Origin of the sequence: Vibrio sp. OPT46 (genome assembly GCF_015163535.1) — a bacterium.
In the GTDB taxonomy this organism is placed as follows: domain Bacteria; phylum Pseudomonadota; class Gammaproteobacteria; order Enterobacterales; family Vibrionaceae; genus Vibrio; species Vibrio alginolyticus.
Map to the genome: position 1 here is coordinate 53,817 of NZ_JADDYG010000250.1, position 16,319 is coordinate 70,135.

The window sequence follows — 16,319 nt, forward strand, 5'->3', positions numbered from 1 at the left end:
ATTTTATTTATTATTATAGATTAAAATCCAACAATGTTATTTGATGTCGCCAAAGCGCTCAAGATAAAGGACGGTTGCTGCAGTACGAGAAGGAACTTGAAGCTTTTTAAGTAAACTCTTCATATGTACTTTAACCGTAGACTCAGAGATAAAAAGACGATCGGCAATTTGCTTGTTGCGGAAACCTCTTGCCACCTCTCTTAAGATCTGCGATTCACGATCGGTCAGTGTATCAAACACGTCCTCTTGCTCTGAACGTTCACTCAAATACTTAGAAACTTCTTGGCTGTATGCCTTGTCCCCTTGGTGCGCTTGTTTTAGCAACTCAACCAACTCATCAGGCTCAGTGTCTTTCAATAAATAGCCATCGGCACCACTTCGAACTATTGCTTCTATATCTGCTGGGCTATCTGAAACGGTTAGAATGACAATTCTGGCTTCACAGCCATCTGCACGCAGTGCTTGCAAAGTATCAAGGCCAGACATGCCTTTCATATTAAGATCAAGAAGTACAAGATCCAGTTCTAGCTCATGCGCTTTCGCTACTGCATCCGCGCCATTACTTGCTTCTGCAATGACCTCAAACTCAGGCTCAAAGCTTAAAAGCTGGTGGATACCTCTTCGCATGAGTGGATGATCATCCACCAGCATTACTTTACACACTGTCACTGTTTACTTCCTTACTATGTTGGAATTCTAATTTTACGGTACAACCTTTGTTTATCGATGCTTCGATGTGCAGATCGGCATGCAGTCTAGCGGCCCGCTCTTGCATGATACTCATACCGTAATGATTTAATTTTTCGTCTTGATGTTCAAAGCCTATTCCATCGTCGCTAACGGTTACTGTGACTTTTCCATCATTATCGAGACATTGAATGTGAATATTATCTGCTTGCGCATGTTTGATTGCATTAATTGCCGCTTCTCTTATCAACTGTAGTAAATGAACCTGCTGATGTGCATCCAGTTCAGTTGATGAAAGTCTATTTTTTAGCGTAATGTCCGCAGCAGTTTGTTCACTGAGCGTTTCAACCATGTCTTGCAATGCTTGGCCAAAACTGCCCTCTTTAATCGTAAGACGAAACGTCGTCAGTAACTCGCGTAACTGCGTATACGCGGCAGATAAGCCCGTATCTAGCTCAGCAATAACTTGATTAGCCTGCGCGATCGCCTTTTCGTCAGGCAAGTTCTTTACGCTTCTCTTTAACAAAGCGACCTGAATTTTTAAGTAAGAGAGTGCTTGAGCCAATGAATCATGCAACTCCCGAGCAATAGTGGCTCGCTCTTCCATCAGCAGAATTTGTTCTGCTTGGCGCTGCGCCCGATTGTAATACACGGCGCGTGATAAAATCTGCACGAAGTTGTCAATAAGAGCCTCGTTCGGACAAGGTAACCCTGCTTTCCAATATAAATAGCCCAAGTGCTCATCATCTAGCATCAGGGCTTTACCGTGGCAATCTTCATCACAATCTTGGCAGCATTCTTCTCCTTCCATCAATATCCAGCTCGGTTCTCCTAGCTGCTCGATTTCAAGTTTGACCGCTTTAATGCCCTCAAGACTGACGATATGCTGCAAAATCGCCTGGAAATTGTCTTGATTAATACGCGACGCCGTGAGTTCTTTTGACGAGTCGTACAGCACTTCTAAAGACTGGTTGGCATGCTGCAATTTACGTGTTTTCTCATCAACCGCTTGTTCTAATCCTCGGTACAACTTACCAAGGTCTGTCGCCATCCGGTTAAAGGTTCGAGTCAGTATTCCCATTTCATTATCGCTGGATACATTGAGCGATATATTGAATGAGCGATTTTTAATTTGCTCGCTAGCAAAAACTAAGGCACGCAGAGGCCGAACAACTTCGAGGCGCACAAAATGAACGACAAACATACTGACACAAAGAATGCCACCCAACCCTAACCCGCCGATCCAGGCTAAGTTAATCAGTTTTTGCTCCGAAAAGCTTTGTAGCTTAAATACAAACTCATCGATTTGTTCAACAAAACCGGCCACTAGGAGTTGATATTCTGCCGGGTTGTCTCCTCTAAGCACCGCCTTGAGTTCATGCCATCTGATAATAAGACGGTAGTAATCGTGAGTGATGTCTTCTGGCACAGACCAATGCTGAAGCGCTTTCATTGAAGGTGAATATATCGAATGTTCAAATGCGTCAATATGTGAAGAATAGTCAACAGATTTAACCTGAATATCATTCGCCAGACGGTAGCTTTGCATTCGCATCGAGCCAGCAACATTGACGGCTTCAGCATCGTTCAAACTGGACGCTAACGTAAAAATCGCAAAACCAGTCGTAGCGACTGAGAGCAGCAAAATAAGAAGCATCGCGGACGCAATCGTGCGCGTCACCGACTTTTTCACATTTTTAAACAATCTGAGTTCCTCGCCCATTAACAATCCTATTTTTACGTGCAATGAACCCATTACCTTTCAACTTTATCAATATGTGATCACCTGCGACGGAATTTATTGATCCAAAACAATATTGCATACCATTTACCCCCTAAGAGGTATTTATACAAATATGTCAAAAACTACAATTTCGTTAGTTTAAATGACAGTTTATTAATGAAAATTGTGGACTATGCTTAGTTTGGGTTCCAAGTTTCGAGGTGACTAAGTGGTAGACCTTTCCAGAAGAAGACTCTTTGCAAGAAAAGCGCACCCCGACAACGCCGTACGTTTGCCTTGGTTAACTAAACCGCAACAGTTTACGGACGATTGCACTCGCTGCGGTAAATGCATTGAGGCCTGTGAAACAAAGATTATAACCAAAAGTGATGGCGGATTCCCCTCGGTCGATTTTTCCATCGATGAATGCACATTTTGCTATCAATGTGCAAACGCCTGTCCTGAGCCCCTTTTCTTGCCAGAAACAGAACAACCTTGGCAAGCAAAAGCAAGTATCAACGATAACTGCTTAGCAAAACAAAATGTCGAATGCCGAAGTTGTGGGGATATGTGCGACCCGATGGCAATTCAGTTCAAATTAGAACTGGGGAAAGTAGCACAACCCAATTTAGACCTTGATGAGTGTAACGGCTGCGGCGCCTGTGTTTCAGTGTGCCCGACTTCATCCATCAATGTGAGCAATATAACAGCCTAAGCCGAATGTCGTCGGCCAAAGGCAATAAAAATAAATGAGAGAGCTATATGTCACTAAATGAAGTGCATATTTCAAGTTTGGTAGTACATGTGCTGCCGGAACATTTGGACGAAATCAAACAAAAGATAGAAGCACACGAAAATGCGGAAATCTATGGTGACAGTCCTGAAGGCAAGATTATCGTCGTACTTGAAACTGAGAACCAAGGTTTCATCACAGACACTATCGATGCCATTAACAATTTACCGAACGTCTTAAGCACGGTATTGGTTTATCACCAAATCGAAACTGGGCTTGAAGAAACGGATGAAGAAGACACTGGAACACAACATTCCCAAATCGAGGGTGAAGTATGAAAATGACAAGACGTGCGTTTGTGAAAGCAAACGCGGCTGCATCAGCTGCTGCTGTCGCAGGTGTGACACTACCAGCATCTGCAGCCAACCTGATTGCAAGCTCTGATCAAACCAAAATCACATGGGACAAAGCACCTTGTCGTTTCTGTGGTACAGGCTGTTCTGTTCTTGTTGGCACTCAAAACGGCAAAGTGGTAGCAACACAGGGTGACCCAGAAGCACCAGTAAACAAAGGTCTGAACTGCATCAAAGGTTACTTCCTTTCTAAGATCATGTACGGTCAAGACCGTCTAACTCAACCGATGCTACGAATGAAAGATGGCAAATTCCACAAAGATGGTGAATTTACACCTATCTCTTGGGATGACGCTTTCGACATCATGGCTGAGAAATGGAAAGCTTCCCTCGAGAAAAAAGGCCCAACAAGCGTAGGTATGTTTGGCTCAGGCCAATGGACAGTAATGGAAGGCTACGCTGCGTCAAAGTTAATGAAAGCAGGCTTCCGATCAAACAACATTGATCCAAACGCTCGTCACTGTATGGCTTCTGCCGTTGTAGGTTTCATGCGCGCATTCGGTATCGATGAGCCAATGGGTTGTTACGATGACTTTGAGAACGCAGACGCTTTCGTTCTTTGGGGCTCAAACATGGCAGAGATGCACCCGGTTCTATGGACTCGCATTACTGACCGCCGCCTAAGCCACCCTCACGTTAAAGTGAACGTGCTTTCTACTTACTACCATCGTTCATTTGAGTTGGCAGACCACGGCTACATTTTCAATCCTCAGTCTGACCTTGCAATTGCTAACTTCATCGCAAACTACATCATCGAAAACGATGCAGTAAACTGGGACTTCGTGAACAAACACACGAACTTCACTCAAGCAGACACTGACATCGGCTACGGTCTACGTGACGATGATCCGCTACAAAAAGCAGCGAAGAACCCGAACTCTGGCAAACTCACTTCTATCTCATTCGAAGAGTACAAGAAATCAGTAGCGCCATACACAGTAGAGAAAGCATCTGAAATCTCTGGTGTTGAGAAAGAGAAGCTTATCGAGCTTGCGAAGCAATACGCGGATCCAAACACGAAAGTGATGTCTCTATGGACGATGGGTATGAACCAGCATACTCGTGGTGTATGGATGAATAACTTGGTTTACAACATCCACCTACTAACCGGTAAGATCTCGACTCCGGGGAACAGCCCATTCTCACTAACGGGCCAACCATCAGCATGTGGTACCGCTCGTGAGGTTGGTACGTTTGCTCACCGCCTACCAGCGGACATGGTGGTTGCTAACCCTAAACACCGTAAGATTGCAGAAGACATCTGGAAACTGCCAGAAGGTACGATTCCACCAAAACCTGGCTTCCACGCCGTATTGCAAGACCGTATGCTGAATGACGGCGTTCTGAACTGTTACTGGGTTCAATGTAACAACAACATGCAAGCCGGTCCAAACATCAACACAGAGCGTCTTCCAGGTTACCGCAACCCAGAAAACTTCATCGTTGTGTCTGACCCATACCCGACAGCAACAGCACAAGCAGCAGACCTTATTCTTCCTACCGCAATGTGGATTGAAAAAGAAGGTGCTTACGGTAACGCAGAGCGTCGTACCCAAGCTTGGTACCAACAAGTGGGCACAGTCGGTCAAGCAAAATCCGACCTTTGGCAGCTAATGGAGTTCTCGAAACGCTTCAAAATGGAAGAAGTGTGGCCTGAAGAGCTTCTAGCGAAAGCGCCTCAATACCGTGGTAAAACAATGTACGACGTACTTTACCGCAATGGTAACGTCGACAAATTCCCTATCGAAGAAGCTCGTGAACTGAATGACGATGCTCACCACTTCGGTTTCTATGTTCAAAAAGGTCTGTTTGAGGAATACGCAACATTTGGCCGTGGTCACGGGCATGATTTGGCTCCATACGACCGCTACCACCAAGTACGTGGTCTACGTTGGCCTGTTGTTGATGGTAAAGAAACACAGTGGCGCTTTAAAGAAGGTTCAGACCCATACGCGAAAGAAGGTTCTGGTTGGGACTTCTACGGCAATGCTGACGGCAAAGCGAAGATCATTTCCGCGCCATACGAAGCGCCACCAGAAGTACCGAACGATGAATTTGATATGTGGTTATGTACTGGTCGTGTTCTTGAACATTGGCACACAGGCACCATGACTCGTCGTGTACCTGAATTATACAAAGCAGTACCAGACGCAGTGTGTTACATGCACCCAGAAGACGCAAAAGCACGCAATGTTCGTCGTGGTGAAGAAGTACTCATGGCAAACAAACGCGGTGAAGTACGCGTTCGTGTTGAAACTCGCGGTCGTAACCGTCCGCCAAAAGGCTTGGTATTCGTACCGTTCTTTGATGCACGTATTTTGATTAACAAGCTTATCCTAGATGCGACTGATCCACTGTCTAAACAGACAGACTTTAAGAAGTGCCCAGTCAAAATCACTAAGATTGCTTAACCTTCAGATACTGAATGCTACGGCCGTCATTATGGCGGCCTAATAAAGAATTTAAGCCATAAAGGCGGAGATGAAATGATGAAAAAATTACTTGTCGCAGTTTTATCTGTAGGTGCGTTAGTGACAGGCATTGCGCAAGCTGAGTTGGATAATCCAGGTGGTATTGGAGGTCTAGAATCTTTACGTGGAATGTCTCAATTGGAAGATACGCGTCCAGCAGACGAGTTCAAAGACTTCCCTAAAGATCAAATTGTTGAAGACAGCTATGTTTATCAACCACCGTTGATCCCACACAGCATTCGTCACTACGAAATTTCGTTAAATGCTAACAAGTGTCTTGCATGCCATAGCTGGAAAAATGCAAAAGAGTCAGGTGCGACTAAAATTAGCGTAACGCACTATGTAAACAGAGAAGATGCGGTACTGGCAGATATGTCTCCTCGTCGTTACTTCTGTTTGCAATGTCACGTTCCACAAACGGATGCAAAACCACTAGTGGAAAACGAGTTTAAGGCAGTCGATTCGCTTCAGTAATTGAAACGCGAGTACTAAGAGGTTACTTATGAAAATACTTAAAGCGTTTTGGAAGAGACTGTCGAGCCCGAGTAAAGCTGCCGCTGGTGTGGTTTTATTTCTAGGCTTCGCTGGTGGCCTTCTATTTTGGGGCGCATTCAACACAGGTATGGAAGCAACCAACACAGAAGAATTCTGTTCTGGCTGTCACGCGCCGATCGTTGCTGAAATTCAAGAAACAATTCACTACTCCAACCGATCTGGTGTTCGTGCGATTTGTTCAGACTGTCACGTTCCTCATGAATGGACGGATAAGATCGTTCGTAAAGTACAGGCATCTAAAGAGCTATTTGCACACTTCGTAACGAAGACGATCGATACGCCAGAGAAGTTCCAAGAGCGTCGTGGACACCTCGCAGAGCGAGAGTGGGCACGTATGAAAAAGAATGACTCTCTTGAATGTCGTAACTGTCATGAGTTTGATTTCATGGATTACTCTCAGCAAGGATCACGTGCGGCAGAACAACACTCCACCGCTCTAGCTTCAGGCGAGAAAACATGTGTAGACTGTCACAAAGGTATTGCGCACAAACTACCCGACATGAGCGGCGTTGAAGGCTGGCACTAAGGAGACTTACCATGAGTACATTAGAATCTGTAATTTGGCATATCCTTGGCTACAGTGCTATGCCAGTGATTATTCTTTCCGGCTTTGTGGCGGTAGCAGCAATCTCTCTCTGGCTGCTGTCATTTGGTAAGGATAAAGAGGTGTAACGTAACGCATCTCTACTCGTCAACTAGCCTATTTGTTGACACTGAGCGCCGAGCAAATGCTCGGCGCTTTTTATTTATTACTCAATGGTACTTGCCAACAATAAACAAGTAATCATACATAAAAAAAGCGACCATAAAGGCCGCTAAGATTTACTGCTATAGGGAGTTGTTTAAGATTCTTTCACTGGCAGAACCTGTTTGACGTATTGTCCTGGCGCTTCATCAATAACCGGATGGTTTTCTGAGCCAATAGGGAAAGGCTCAACTTGCTCTTTAGGGTTGAATTGGAGTAACCACTCGTTCCAGTGTGTCCACCACGATCCCTCTTTGTGTTCCGCGTTATTCAACCACTCATCAGCAGAGTCATCCAAATTATCGTTCAACCAATAACCATACTTATTTCTAGCTGGAGGGTTCACGATGCCCGCAATATGACCAGACTCACCGAGGACAAACGTTTTGTTACCACCCGTGTTCAGCGCACCACGGTAAGTTCCCTGCCATAACGCAATGTGGTCTTCTTTCGTTGACACAAAATAGCTAGGAATTTTGATCTTATTTAGATCAATCCATACTCCACCAATTTTGACGCCTTTATCTTGCACCAGCTTGTTCTCTAAATAGAGCTCGCGAAGCAAGAAATTGTGAGATGCAGCGCTGACGTTGGTGCTATCGCTATTCCAGTACAACAAGTCGAAATCAACCGGACTGTTACCCTTCAAGTAATTGTCGACGTAGTAGTTCCAGTACAAGCTGTTTTCACGCAGTAAACTAAACGTCACGCTTAAGGAACGGCCGTCCATATACCCTTTTGCGTTATTTTGCGCTTCAATTGCACTAACAATGGTGTCATTGATATACGCGCCGACTTCACCTGGTTGAGAGAAGTCGAGCAACGTGGTGAAGAAAGTGGCAGACTTAATGCGCTTCTTCATACGTTTTGCAGCGTAGTAGGCAACCGTGCTTGCTAAAACAGTACCACCGATACAATAACCAGCAGCATTGATTTGCTCTTGTCCTGTTATATCTTCAATTGCAGCGACGGCTTTCACTACGCCTTCTGTCACGTAGTCACCAAACTCTATGTGCGCTTGTGCCTTGCCTGGATTGCGCCAAGACATCATAAATACACTATGCCCCTGCTCTAACAACCATCGAACCATTGAGTTCTTTGCTGTTAAATCAAGGATGTAGTATTTATTGATGAAAGGTGGGACGATGAGCAGCGGCGTCGCATTCACTTTCTCTGTTAGAGGTCGATATTGAATCAACTCAAACAATTCGTTTTGAAAAACCACATTGCCCTGTGTCGTCGCAACGTCATCGCCCACGCGGAATGCATTGTTATTCGTCATACGAATTTTTAAAATGTCTGCGCTCGACTCAACGTCTTCTTTCAACTGCTCTAAGCCTGCCAGTAAGTTTTGACCGTTTTGCTCAAGTGTCAGCTTCAAAAGCTCTGGGTTAGTGGCGATGAAGTTGGAAGGAGAAAGGGCGTTAATGGCTTGGCGAGAGAAAAAAATAATACGTTCTTTCGTCTTTTCATCTAAGCCTTCCAAAGACTCGATGGTGTCCAGATAGGTCTTACTAAATAAAAGGTAGGATTGTTTGATGAAGCTATACATGGCTTCATTTTGCCACGCTTCGTTTGAGAAACGCTTATCCCCTTTTTCAGCTTCGACGATTTGTGCTTGGTTCCCTGCCAATGCAACATTCTGCCAAATTTGCAGCTGCTGTTCCCACCACTGTGCTTGCAGCTTTAAAATCGCAGCAGGCTGATTCGCAGCTTGTTCGAACAGTTTGGCAGTATCCTCAAAGTTCACTTCTTGCATGGCCTTGTTTAAAGGAGAGTTCACGACTGCCTTGTTCACTTCGAAATCATGCCACCACTGATGATTGGTTTCCTGAAGCTTCACAAGATAGTCCGAAAAGAAGTGTTGAAACATAGTCTTACTCCTATATTCGGAAAAAACAACGCCGCCCAAATCTAGGGGCGGCGAGAATCGGACAAATTACGCTGGAGTAACAGTCTTTAGATTTTCCGAAGTCATTTTCTCAACGTCTTCTTTGAACTCTTTTGCAATCGCTTGAAGCTTGTTGCTGTCATCCATCATTTGTTGAGAAAGTTTAGTAAGTACGCTTAGTTGCTGACTGTTGAAAGCAGTCAATGACGTTACGTCTTTGATTTCTGTCGCTGCTTTCATCTGGTTTAGACCCACTTCACTGTATGTGCGAATGGCGTTCAATTGAAGCTCGGTCAACACTTCTACGTTTTTTGTCACTAGCTTGTTGAACTTCAAGTAAGGTTCTAGATTTTTTTCAGTTTGATCGCTAAATGTTTTGAAGAAATCTGTGTACATGGTTTGTCTCCTAGAGAAAGAATTAAAAATGTCCGTTTAAATAATTACTTAACTGTCTTTACAACCACAGCCGTGCCCATGCCGCCGCCCACACAAAGTGAAGCAACGCCATATTGACCATTTTGCTTATGAAGCTCGTGAACCAGCGTGACTAAGATTCGGTTGCCAGAAGCACCAAGCGGGTGTCCTAGCGCGATAGCACCACCGTTAAAGTTCGCTTTGTCTTGAATCGCGTTAACTGGAACTTGGTTTGTTTCCGCCAACTGATGAATCACGCCAAGTGCTTGCGCTGCAAATGCTTCGTTTAACTCGTAAACGTCGATGTCGTGTACACTGAGTTCCGCTTTTGCGAGTGCTTTATTGACCGACTCAACAGGACCTAGGCCCATGATCTTCGGATCAAGACCCGATTGCGCGTAGCTTACGATCTCAGCAAGCGGCGTTAATCCATGCGCTTTAACTGCGCTTTCAGACGCCACGATAATCGCACTCGCGCCATCGTTAATACCTGATGCATTACCCGCAGTCACAGTGCCTTCGCGGTCAAAAGCAGGACGTAGCTTGCTTAAGGCTTCCATTGTCGCGTTCGCTTTTGGGTATTCATCCGTATCAAACATCACGGTTTCACGGCGTTGCTTTACTTCCACTGGCACAATTTCGTCTTGAAATTTGCCAGCTTCGATAGCGGCTACCGCTTTCTGTTGGCTAGACAGCGCGTATTCGTCTTGCTGCTGGCGAGTTAAGCCGATTTGTTTTGCTACGTTTTCTGCCGTCACACCCATGTGATATTGGTTGTAAACATCGGTTAAACCGTCCGCTACGAGCAGATCTTTTAGCTCCAGATTGCCCATTTTGTTGCCATCACGAATGCTGCTTGGTGCGGCAAACGGAATCTGAGACATGACTTCAACACCCGCTGCAACAACGATCTCAGCATCGCCACTACGGATATGGGACACGGCATCCATGACCGTTTTCATGCCACTACCGCAAACCATGTTTACGCCATATGCAGGAACAGATTCAGGAATCCCCGCAAACAGTGCCGCTTGGCGGCCAACACCCATTCCTTGACCTGCACCAACAACGTTGCCAACAATCACTTCGTCAACCTTGTCGCCAGGCAACTTTGCCGCTTCCAACGCGCCTTTAATCGCTACTGCTGCCAGATCGCCAGCAGAAGTATTTTTCAGGCTGCCACCAAAAGCACCAATTGGAGTACGCTTCGCCGCTACGATAAATACTTTTTCCATCATCTTCTCTCCTTAGTGCATGTATAGGCCGCCGTTCACCGACAAAGTCTCTCCGGTGATGTAGGCGCCCGCATCGCTGACCAAGAAGCTCACTGATGCTGCAATTTCCTCTGGTGTCGCAAGACGTTTCATTGGAATTTGGTTCGTAATGGATTCCAGCACTTCTGGCTTCATTTGCTCAACCATTGGCGTACCCGTGTAACCCGGAGCGATAACATTAACTGTCACACCCGAGCGAGCACCTTCGTATGCTAAGGCTTTAGAGAAACCGATCATCCCAGCTTTCGCCGCCGAGTAGTTTGCTTGACCAAACTGCCCTTTAAGACCATTGACTGAAGAGATATTGATGACACGACCACCGCCTTTTTCGCACATTGCAGCGAAGAGGGGTTGCGTAACGTTGAATAAACTATTGAGGTTGGTATTGATGACATCATTCCAAGCTTGCGCAGTCATCTTTTTAAACACGCCATCACGTGTGATTCCTGCGTTGTTGACAACAACATCAATGGTTCCCTCCTCCCCAAGCAATTGCGCCAATTTCTCTGCACACTCTGTCGTGTTTGTTACATCCAACTCAAAAAGGCGAACCTGATCTTTGGTAAACCCTTTGCTGTTGAACCACTCCAGCGCACATTCGTAGTTACCTGTGAAATAAGTAGCGATTACACGGTAACCGTCATTGACTAATTGAGAGGAAATAGCAGAACCAATTCCGCCTTTTGATCCAGTGATCAAAGCGACTTTCTTCATTGAAGACTCCATTCTTAACGGCATTTAAAAAGCAAACTTAATACACTGATGAAATAGTTCACCAACTGACGTGTTTATTTATTCTTTTGACAACCAATCCCGTGCTGCCTTTATTTTAAGTTAACCTAGAAATATTACATTTCAAATAAAAAACTCACCCAATTGCATAAGATTGATTTAGATCTCATTACTCGTGAAATGTTATAAAATGGTTAATTTTATATAAGCCATTGTTTTAAATCACACTTCCACAAAAGCCACACCAACAGAAATAGAAACATAATTATTAAATATCATGCACTTACATACAGAATGGTAGACGTTACATTATGTCATGATTTAAGATCTGAATTTTAAGCCTATATGATTACAACAAACTTGAGATTAGAATAATAATTCAATTATCGGTAAAAATAATTATCAAACATATCATTTAATTACTGCATTTAATGATAATTTAGTTATCAATTAGATTATTTTAATACAGTGATGATTAATACCGATAAAATATAATAAATTAAACATATTTAATCTAAACATGATATAAGAGCTTGTCTCATACTGGTGCAATACGCACTATTATGACGCATAGATTAAAATATAATTTCATTTTAAATTTATATACTCGAAGAACATCAACTAGCTACTAGTGAAAGTAATCGTTCGCTTTGTAGTAGCATCCTTTTCCACTTTGCACTATCTTTGTGGCTTCTCTTTAATCACTAAATCATCAACAGATATGAATCTTGCATTGCTCAGTATGTTCATCCCTACTTTCTTTTTTGTCTCAATCACGCCTGGTATGTGCATGACTCTCGCCCTAACGTTAGGTATGAGTATCGGTTATCGTCGCACGTTATGGATGATGATAGGAGAACTTCTCGGTGTTGCGCTGGTGTCAGTCTCTGCGGTGTTAGGTATCGCTGCGATTATGCTCAATTATCCTTGGATGTTTATCGCGTTAAAGTTCATTGGTGGCGGTTATTTACTCTATCTTGGTGTTGAAATGTGGCGATCGCGAGGGAAACTTGCGATTAATGTCGACAACTTAGAAACACCAAAGAGTGACAATATCGCACTGATCATGCAAGGCTTCGTTACTGCAATCGCAAACCCAAAAGGCTGGGCATTTATGATTTCTCTTTTACCGCCTTTTATAGACCAAAACGCAGCACTTGCACCGCAACTGATCATACTTGTCTCTATTATTTTACTGTTTGAGTTCATTTGCATGTCTCTGTACGCTACTGGTGGTAAAGGGTTGAAACACGTATTAGGTCAGTCTAAGAATGTACGCCTAATGAACCGTATCGCAGGCACTTTAATGATGGGAGTTGGTGTTTGGTTGCTACTAAGCTAAGGCAAACTGGAAACAATGAAAAATATTCTGAATAAAATCGCTAAAGTCATGGGTGAAGTATTGGACTTTCAAGCCCGAGTTTGGGTTGTGAACGTCTATAGCGGTGAGCATAAAGGCGAGTCTTATGTCGTTAATGAAGATGCTTTCTCTGTACCTCTTCAGTGGATGAAGAAGAAAGGCTACCAAGAGTCGATGTTGAATAAAGTCGAAGCAATGAAGCGCTCACAAGTCTTAGAGTTCGATTTGGGACTTGTGAAACATCGCTTGATGCGCGTGAAATAAGCACAAAAAAGCGCCACTCAAGATGAGTGGCGCAAGCACTTTTACCTTAAAAATAATGCTACGGCGCAGCGTCGATCTCAACTGGAAGATAATGTTTCGGCTCCAGTTTCAACCACTCCGGCAGAACAGTACCAATCGAAATCGAAGACCATGTACCCGACAGAACGCCAATAAACATGGCGGTTGAGAAACCAGCCAAAGGCGCTCCTCCCATAATCCATAATGCACCAACAGTGATCAATGTCGTACCAGATGTCACCATGGTGCGTGAAAACGTCGCGATAACAGCTTGATCATTGATGTCTTCTGTTTTCCAACTCTGTTTCGCAATCAACAGCTCACGGATTCGGTCTGCAATGATGATAGAGTCATTCAATGAGTAACCTAAAATTGCTAACACCGCTGCAAAAACGGTTAAGTTGAACTCCATTTGAGTAACTGCAAAAAAACCAAGCACTAAGATCACATCATGGGCCAAAGCAAACAGTGAACCACTGGCCAAACGCCACTCAAAACGGAAACACAAGTAACCGAGAATACTCAACACACAAATCAACAATGCTAAGCCACCTTGTTCAAACAAGTCTTGGCCAACTTGAGCGCCAACTATACTGTTGCTGACAACATCAACTTGGTGAGAGATTGGCTTCAACACCTCTTCTACACTTGGCAACGTTTGTCCATCTTCCGGCGCAGAGTAACGAATCACCCAACGGCCATCTTCACCAGAGCGTGTCACTGACGCAGATTCACCAAGCTTTGGTTGCAGAACGTCAAGCAGATCATGGTTAGTTAGCTGCTTATCTACCTTTACTTCTGTCACCATACCACCAGTGAAGTCCAAACCTAGGTTCAACCCTTTAAAGCCTAGAGCGACGATCGCGATCACCGTTAAAATGATGGAAACTAGCGTAGTAAAGTAGCGAATTTTACGAATATTTTGTTTTAGCATTTCGACCATGATTAAACCCTCACATCACGACGGGCATCGCGGCCCCAAATTAAATTGATCATTGCTCGAGAGGCAAATACGCCTGTAAACATACTGGTTAACAAACCTAATCCGAGTGTTAAGGCAAAGCCTTGGATTGGGCCATTACCGATGGCGTACAAAATCACGGCGGTGATCATGGTAGTAATGTTGGCATCAAGGATGGTCGAGAATGCGCTGTCAAAGCCAAGATCAATCGCTTGAGCGAAGCTGCGGCCTTCACGCATTTTGTCCTTAATACGTTCAAAGATAATAACGTTGGTGTCTACTGCCATACCGACGGTTAACACTAAACCGGCAATACCCGGAAGCGTTAGAACCGCTCCTGGTAACAAGGCGATTAAGCCAAGCAAACAAAGCATGTTGGCACAAAGCGCCACGTTTGCAACCCAACCTAAGCGGCGGTACCAAAGTGCCATAAAGGTCAGTGTTAGTCCCATACCTAAAGCCAGTGCTGCAAAACCGTTTTCAATGTTTTCTGCCCCCAGAGAAGCACCGATTGTTCGCTCTTCCACAATAGTAACCGGCGCGGTCAGTGACCCCGCGCGAAGCAATAGCGCCAACTGCTGCGCATCGTCCATGCTACCTGCCCCAGTAATACGGAACTGGCTACCAAGCTGAGATTGAATAGTCGCGACGCTGATAACGCGCTCACTACGCTCAGTTACACCGCGATCGTTTGTTTTGTATTCACGGTAAACGGTCGCCATTGGCTTGCCGATGTGAGTTGCTGAGAAGTCACTCATTTTCTTACCACCAGCGTGGTCAAGAGAAATATTGACTTCTGACATGCCCATTTTGTCGACACCAGCACGAGCGTTCACGATGTGCTCGCCCGTTAGAACTGGTCGTTTTGACAAAATCACAGTACGACCATCATTATCTTGAAGAACAAGATCTTGGCTGCTGTGTGCTTGGCTCGCATCTTTCACTTCATAAAACGCCAAGCTTGCTGTTGCACCAATAACGTTTTTCGCTTGAGCAGGATCTTGTACACCAGGGAGTTCAATTCGAATGCTCTCTTTACCTTGGCGTTGCACTAGTGCTTCTGTGATACCAAGTTCTTCAATACGACCACGCATGATCTTCAGGTTTTGTTGAAGAGTCGACGATTGAAATTCTTGGATATTTTGTTCACTCGGTTCAAGCACAAAGCCACGAGATGAACTTTTTGAAATCCAGCCCGGGTAGTTTTGACGCAAGAGCTTGTTCACTTCCGACAATGCTTGCTCGCTGTCACTGTTTACCGTAATTCGGTTGCCGCTCTCTGCTCGAACTTGCACACCACGAACACGTTGATCACGTAGGTTCGCTTTGATTTCATCAATCAACGCATCACGTTGTTCTTCAAACGCTTTATTCACATCAACATTCAACAAGAACTGAACGCCACCACGAAGGTCAAGACCGAGCTTTATTGGGCTAAAGCCCATCTCATTTAACCATTCTGGCGCAACCGATACGTATGAGAAAGTGATGCTGTCGTCTTTATTTAGCTCTTTGTTTAACAACGCACGAGCTTTACTTTGCGCATCTTCACCATCGAATACAATGGTTGTTTTGCCGTCTTTTTCGATGATTTTGTCGGCTGAAATATGGTTGGTTTTTAGCAGTTGATTCAGATGAACAACCGACATTTCGCTGTTGTTTTGATCCGCAAACGTCAACTGGATAGAAGGCTGTTCACCAAACCAAGTTGGTATAGCACTTAGGGTTAAAATAATGACTGTCGTGATTAATACGACATATTTCCAAGCTGAGTAGTGATTCATCAGCTTTCTGTTCTTTTGCTGCTTTGGTGTTTTTTTCATGTAAACATCATCCCTTCACAATGAAGTGAAGCTTTTAATAACAAGGCTTAACACACGACAGATGCTCCCAGAATAAATTCAGGGTATGAAATGCTCAGAACGCTCACGTCCTGTCGAATACAATCGTCGTGTTAAGAGTGCACAATGGTGCAAATAAATGGTGTTTAGGCAGAAAACTGACTATTGAGTGCGACGTACATGGCATTGGTCTCTTTCCAACCAGAAATGCGATGATCGCTTGTGAAATGATAAAAT

16 protein-coding genes are annotated in these 16,319 nt (G+C 44.4%); 8 read left to right on the forward strand and 8 right to left on the reverse strand.

Annotated elements, in window-relative coordinates; genetic code table 11:
* Positions 1-36 precede the first annotated feature (36 nt).
* The gene (locus tag IQR33_RS11235; protein WP_031777156.1) at positions 37-651 is read right to left on the reverse strand and encodes a response regulator; all 615 of its coding nucleotides are present in this window, start codon (positions 649-651) and stop codon (positions 37-39) included.
* A 4-nt stretch (positions 652-655) separates the two neighbouring features.
* Positions 656-2,392, reverse strand: a complete 1,737-nt coding sequence (gene narQ / locus IQR33_RS11240; RefSeq protein WP_042522694.1) for a nitrate/nitrite two-component system sensor histidine kinase NarQ — start codon at positions 2,390-2,392, stop codon at positions 656-658.
* A 247-nt stretch (positions 2,393-2,639) separates the two neighbouring features.
* Between narQ and napF the strand changes: the two genes are divergently transcribed.
* From napF to IQR33_RS11270, 6 genes are all read left to right on the forward strand, one after another.
* Positions 2,640-3,125 carry a ferredoxin-type protein NapF gene (gene napF / locus IQR33_RS11245; protein ID WP_080276949.1) on the forward strand — a complete coding sequence of 162 codons (486 nt, stop codon included), beginning with the start codon at positions 2,640-2,642 and terminating at the stop codon, positions 3,123-3,125.
* 47 nt (positions 3,126-3,172) lie between these two features.
* Positions 3,173-3,481, forward strand: coding sequence for a chaperone NapD (locus IQR33_RS11250; RefSeq protein WP_005373535.1), 309 nt, complete (start codon positions 3,173-3,175; stop codon positions 3,479-3,481).
* Positions 3,478-5,967: a periplasmic nitrate reductase subunit alpha gene (napA, locus tag IQR33_RS11255; RefSeq protein WP_005389060.1), complete on the forward strand. Its 2,490-nt coding sequence runs from the start codon at positions 3,478-3,480 to the stop codon at positions 5,965-5,967. Before IQR33_RS11250 ends, napA begins: the two co-directional genes overlap by 4 nt.
* Positions 5,968-6,045: 78 nt before the next feature.
* On the forward strand, positions 6,046-6,501 hold the full coding sequence (locus IQR33_RS11260; protein WP_005389061.1) for a nitrate reductase cytochrome c-type subunit: 456 nt from the start codon (positions 6,046-6,048) through the stop codon (positions 6,499-6,501).
* Between the two features lie 28 nt (positions 6,502-6,529).
* Positions 6,530-7,108 carry a NapC/NirT family cytochrome c gene (locus IQR33_RS11265; RefSeq protein WP_005373542.1) on the forward strand — a complete coding sequence of 193 codons (579 nt, stop codon included), beginning with the start codon at positions 6,530-6,532 and terminating at the stop codon, positions 7,106-7,108.
* Between the two features lie 11 nt (positions 7,109-7,119).
* Positions 7,120-7,254 (forward strand): TIGR02808 family protein, encoded by a 135-nt coding sequence (locus IQR33_RS11270; protein WP_005373546.1) that lies wholly within the window; start codon positions 7,120-7,122, stop codon positions 7,252-7,254.
* Between the two features lie 170 nt (positions 7,255-7,424).
* Here the strand turns inward: IQR33_RS11270 and phaC are convergent, their stop codons facing one another.
* The 4 genes from phaC to IQR33_RS11290 form a co-directional block, all read right to left on the reverse strand.
* The gene (gene phaC, locus IQR33_RS11275; protein ID WP_054574707.1) at positions 7,425-9,200 is read right to left on the reverse strand and encodes a class I poly(R)-hydroxyalkanoic acid synthase; all 1,776 of its coding nucleotides are present in this window, start codon (positions 9,198-9,200) and stop codon (positions 7,425-7,427) included.
* Between the two features lie 66 nt (positions 9,201-9,266).
* Complete coding sequence (locus IQR33_RS11280) at positions 9,267-9,614, reverse strand: phasin family protein (protein ID WP_005373550.1); 348 nt, start codon at positions 9,612-9,614, stop codon at positions 9,267-9,269.
* Positions 9,615-9,658: 44 nt separating this feature from the next.
* The gene (locus IQR33_RS11285; RefSeq protein WP_170897050.1) at positions 9,659-10,867 is read right to left on the reverse strand and encodes an acetyl-CoA C-acetyltransferase; all 1,209 of its coding nucleotides are present in this window, start codon (positions 10,865-10,867) and stop codon (positions 9,659-9,661) included.
* Between the two features lie 12 nt (positions 10,868-10,879).
* A complete protein-coding gene (locus IQR33_RS11290; protein ID WP_005373555.1) occupies positions 10,880-11,620 on the reverse strand; it encodes an SDR family oxidoreductase in 741 nt (246 codons plus the stop codon).
* A gap of 739 nt (positions 11,621-12,359) precedes the next feature.
* Here IQR33_RS11290 and IQR33_RS11295 point away from each other — a divergent pair.
* Both IQR33_RS11295 and IQR33_RS11300 read left to right on the forward strand, forming a co-directional pair.
* Positions 12,360-12,980, forward strand: coding sequence for a LysE family translocator (locus IQR33_RS11295; RefSeq protein WP_021035942.1), 621 nt, complete (start codon positions 12,360-12,362; stop codon positions 12,978-12,980).
* A 15-nt stretch (positions 12,981-12,995) separates the two neighbouring features.
* Positions 12,996-13,262, forward strand: coding sequence for a hypothetical protein (locus tag IQR33_RS11300; RefSeq protein WP_017635186.1), 267 nt, complete (start codon positions 12,996-12,998; stop codon positions 13,260-13,262).
* A gap of 58 nt (positions 13,263-13,320) precedes the next feature.
* Here the strand turns inward: IQR33_RS11300 and secF are convergent, their stop codons facing one another.
* Both secF and secD read right to left on the reverse strand, forming a co-directional pair.
* Positions 13,321-14,223 carry a protein translocase subunit SecF gene (secF, locus tag IQR33_RS11305; protein WP_054577769.1) on the reverse strand — a complete coding sequence of 301 codons (903 nt, stop codon included), beginning with the start codon at positions 14,221-14,223 and terminating at the stop codon, positions 13,321-13,323.
* 2 nt (positions 14,224-14,225) lie between these two features.
* Complete coding sequence (gene secD, locus IQR33_RS11310) at positions 14,226-16,064, reverse strand: protein translocase subunit SecD (protein ID WP_193837923.1); 1,839 nt, start codon at positions 16,062-16,064, stop codon at positions 14,226-14,228.
* Positions 16,065-16,319: the final 255 nt, after the last annotated feature.

Excerpts from the sequence above, each read along its gene's own strand:
- phaC (WP_054574707.1), bottom strand. The coding sequence starts at position 9,200 with ATGTTTCAACACTTCTTTTCGGACTATCTTGTGAAGCTTCAGGAAACC.
- IQR33_RS11295 (WP_021035942.1), top strand. The coding sequence starts at position 12,360 with ATGAATCTTGCATTGCTCAGTATGTTCATCCCTACTTTCTTTTTTGTC.
- secD (WP_193837923.1), bottom strand. The coding sequence starts at position 16,064 with ATGAAAAAAACACCAAAGCAGCAAAAGAACAGAAAGCTGATGAATCAC.
- IQR33_RS11265 (WP_005373542.1), top strand. The coding sequence starts at position 6,530 with ATGAAAATACTTAAAGCGTTTTGGAAGAGACTGTCGAGCCCGAGTAAA.
- IQR33_RS11250 (WP_005373535.1), top strand. The coding sequence starts at position 3,173 with ATGTCACTAAATGAAGTGCATATTTCAAGTTTGGTAGTACATGTGCTG.
- napA (WP_005389060.1), top strand. The coding sequence starts at position 3,478 with ATGAAAATGACAAGACGTGCGTTTGTGAAAGCAAACGCGGCTGCATCA.
- secF (WP_054577769.1), bottom strand. The coding sequence starts at position 14,223 with ATGGTCGAAATGCTAAAACAAAATATTCGTAAAATTCGCTACTTTACT.
- IQR33_RS11270 (WP_005373546.1), top strand. The coding sequence starts at position 7,120 with ATGAGTACATTAGAATCTGTAATTTGGCATATCCTTGGCTACAGTGCT.
- IQR33_RS11290 (WP_005373555.1), bottom strand. The coding sequence starts at position 11,620 with ATGAAGAAAGTCGCTTTGATCACTGGATCAAAAGGCGGAATTGGTTCT.
- IQR33_RS11300 (WP_017635186.1), top strand. The coding sequence starts at position 12,996 with ATGAAAAATATTCTGAATAAAATCGCTAAAGTCATGGGTGAAGTATTG.
- IQR33_RS11260 (WP_005389061.1), top strand. The coding sequence starts at position 6,046 with ATGAAAAAATTACTTGTCGCAGTTTTATCTGTAGGTGCGTTAGTGACA.
- IQR33_RS11235 (WP_031777156.1), bottom strand. The coding sequence starts at position 651 with ATGCTGGTGGATGATCATCCACTCATGCGAAGAGGTATCCACCAGCTT.
- IQR33_RS11285 (WP_170897050.1), bottom strand. The coding sequence starts at position 10,867 with ATGGAAAAAGTATTTATCGTAGCGGCGAAGCGTACTCCAATTGGTGCT.
- IQR33_RS11280 (WP_005373550.1), bottom strand. The coding sequence starts at position 9,614 with ATGTACACAGATTTCTTCAAAACATTTAGCGATCAAACTGAAAAAAAT.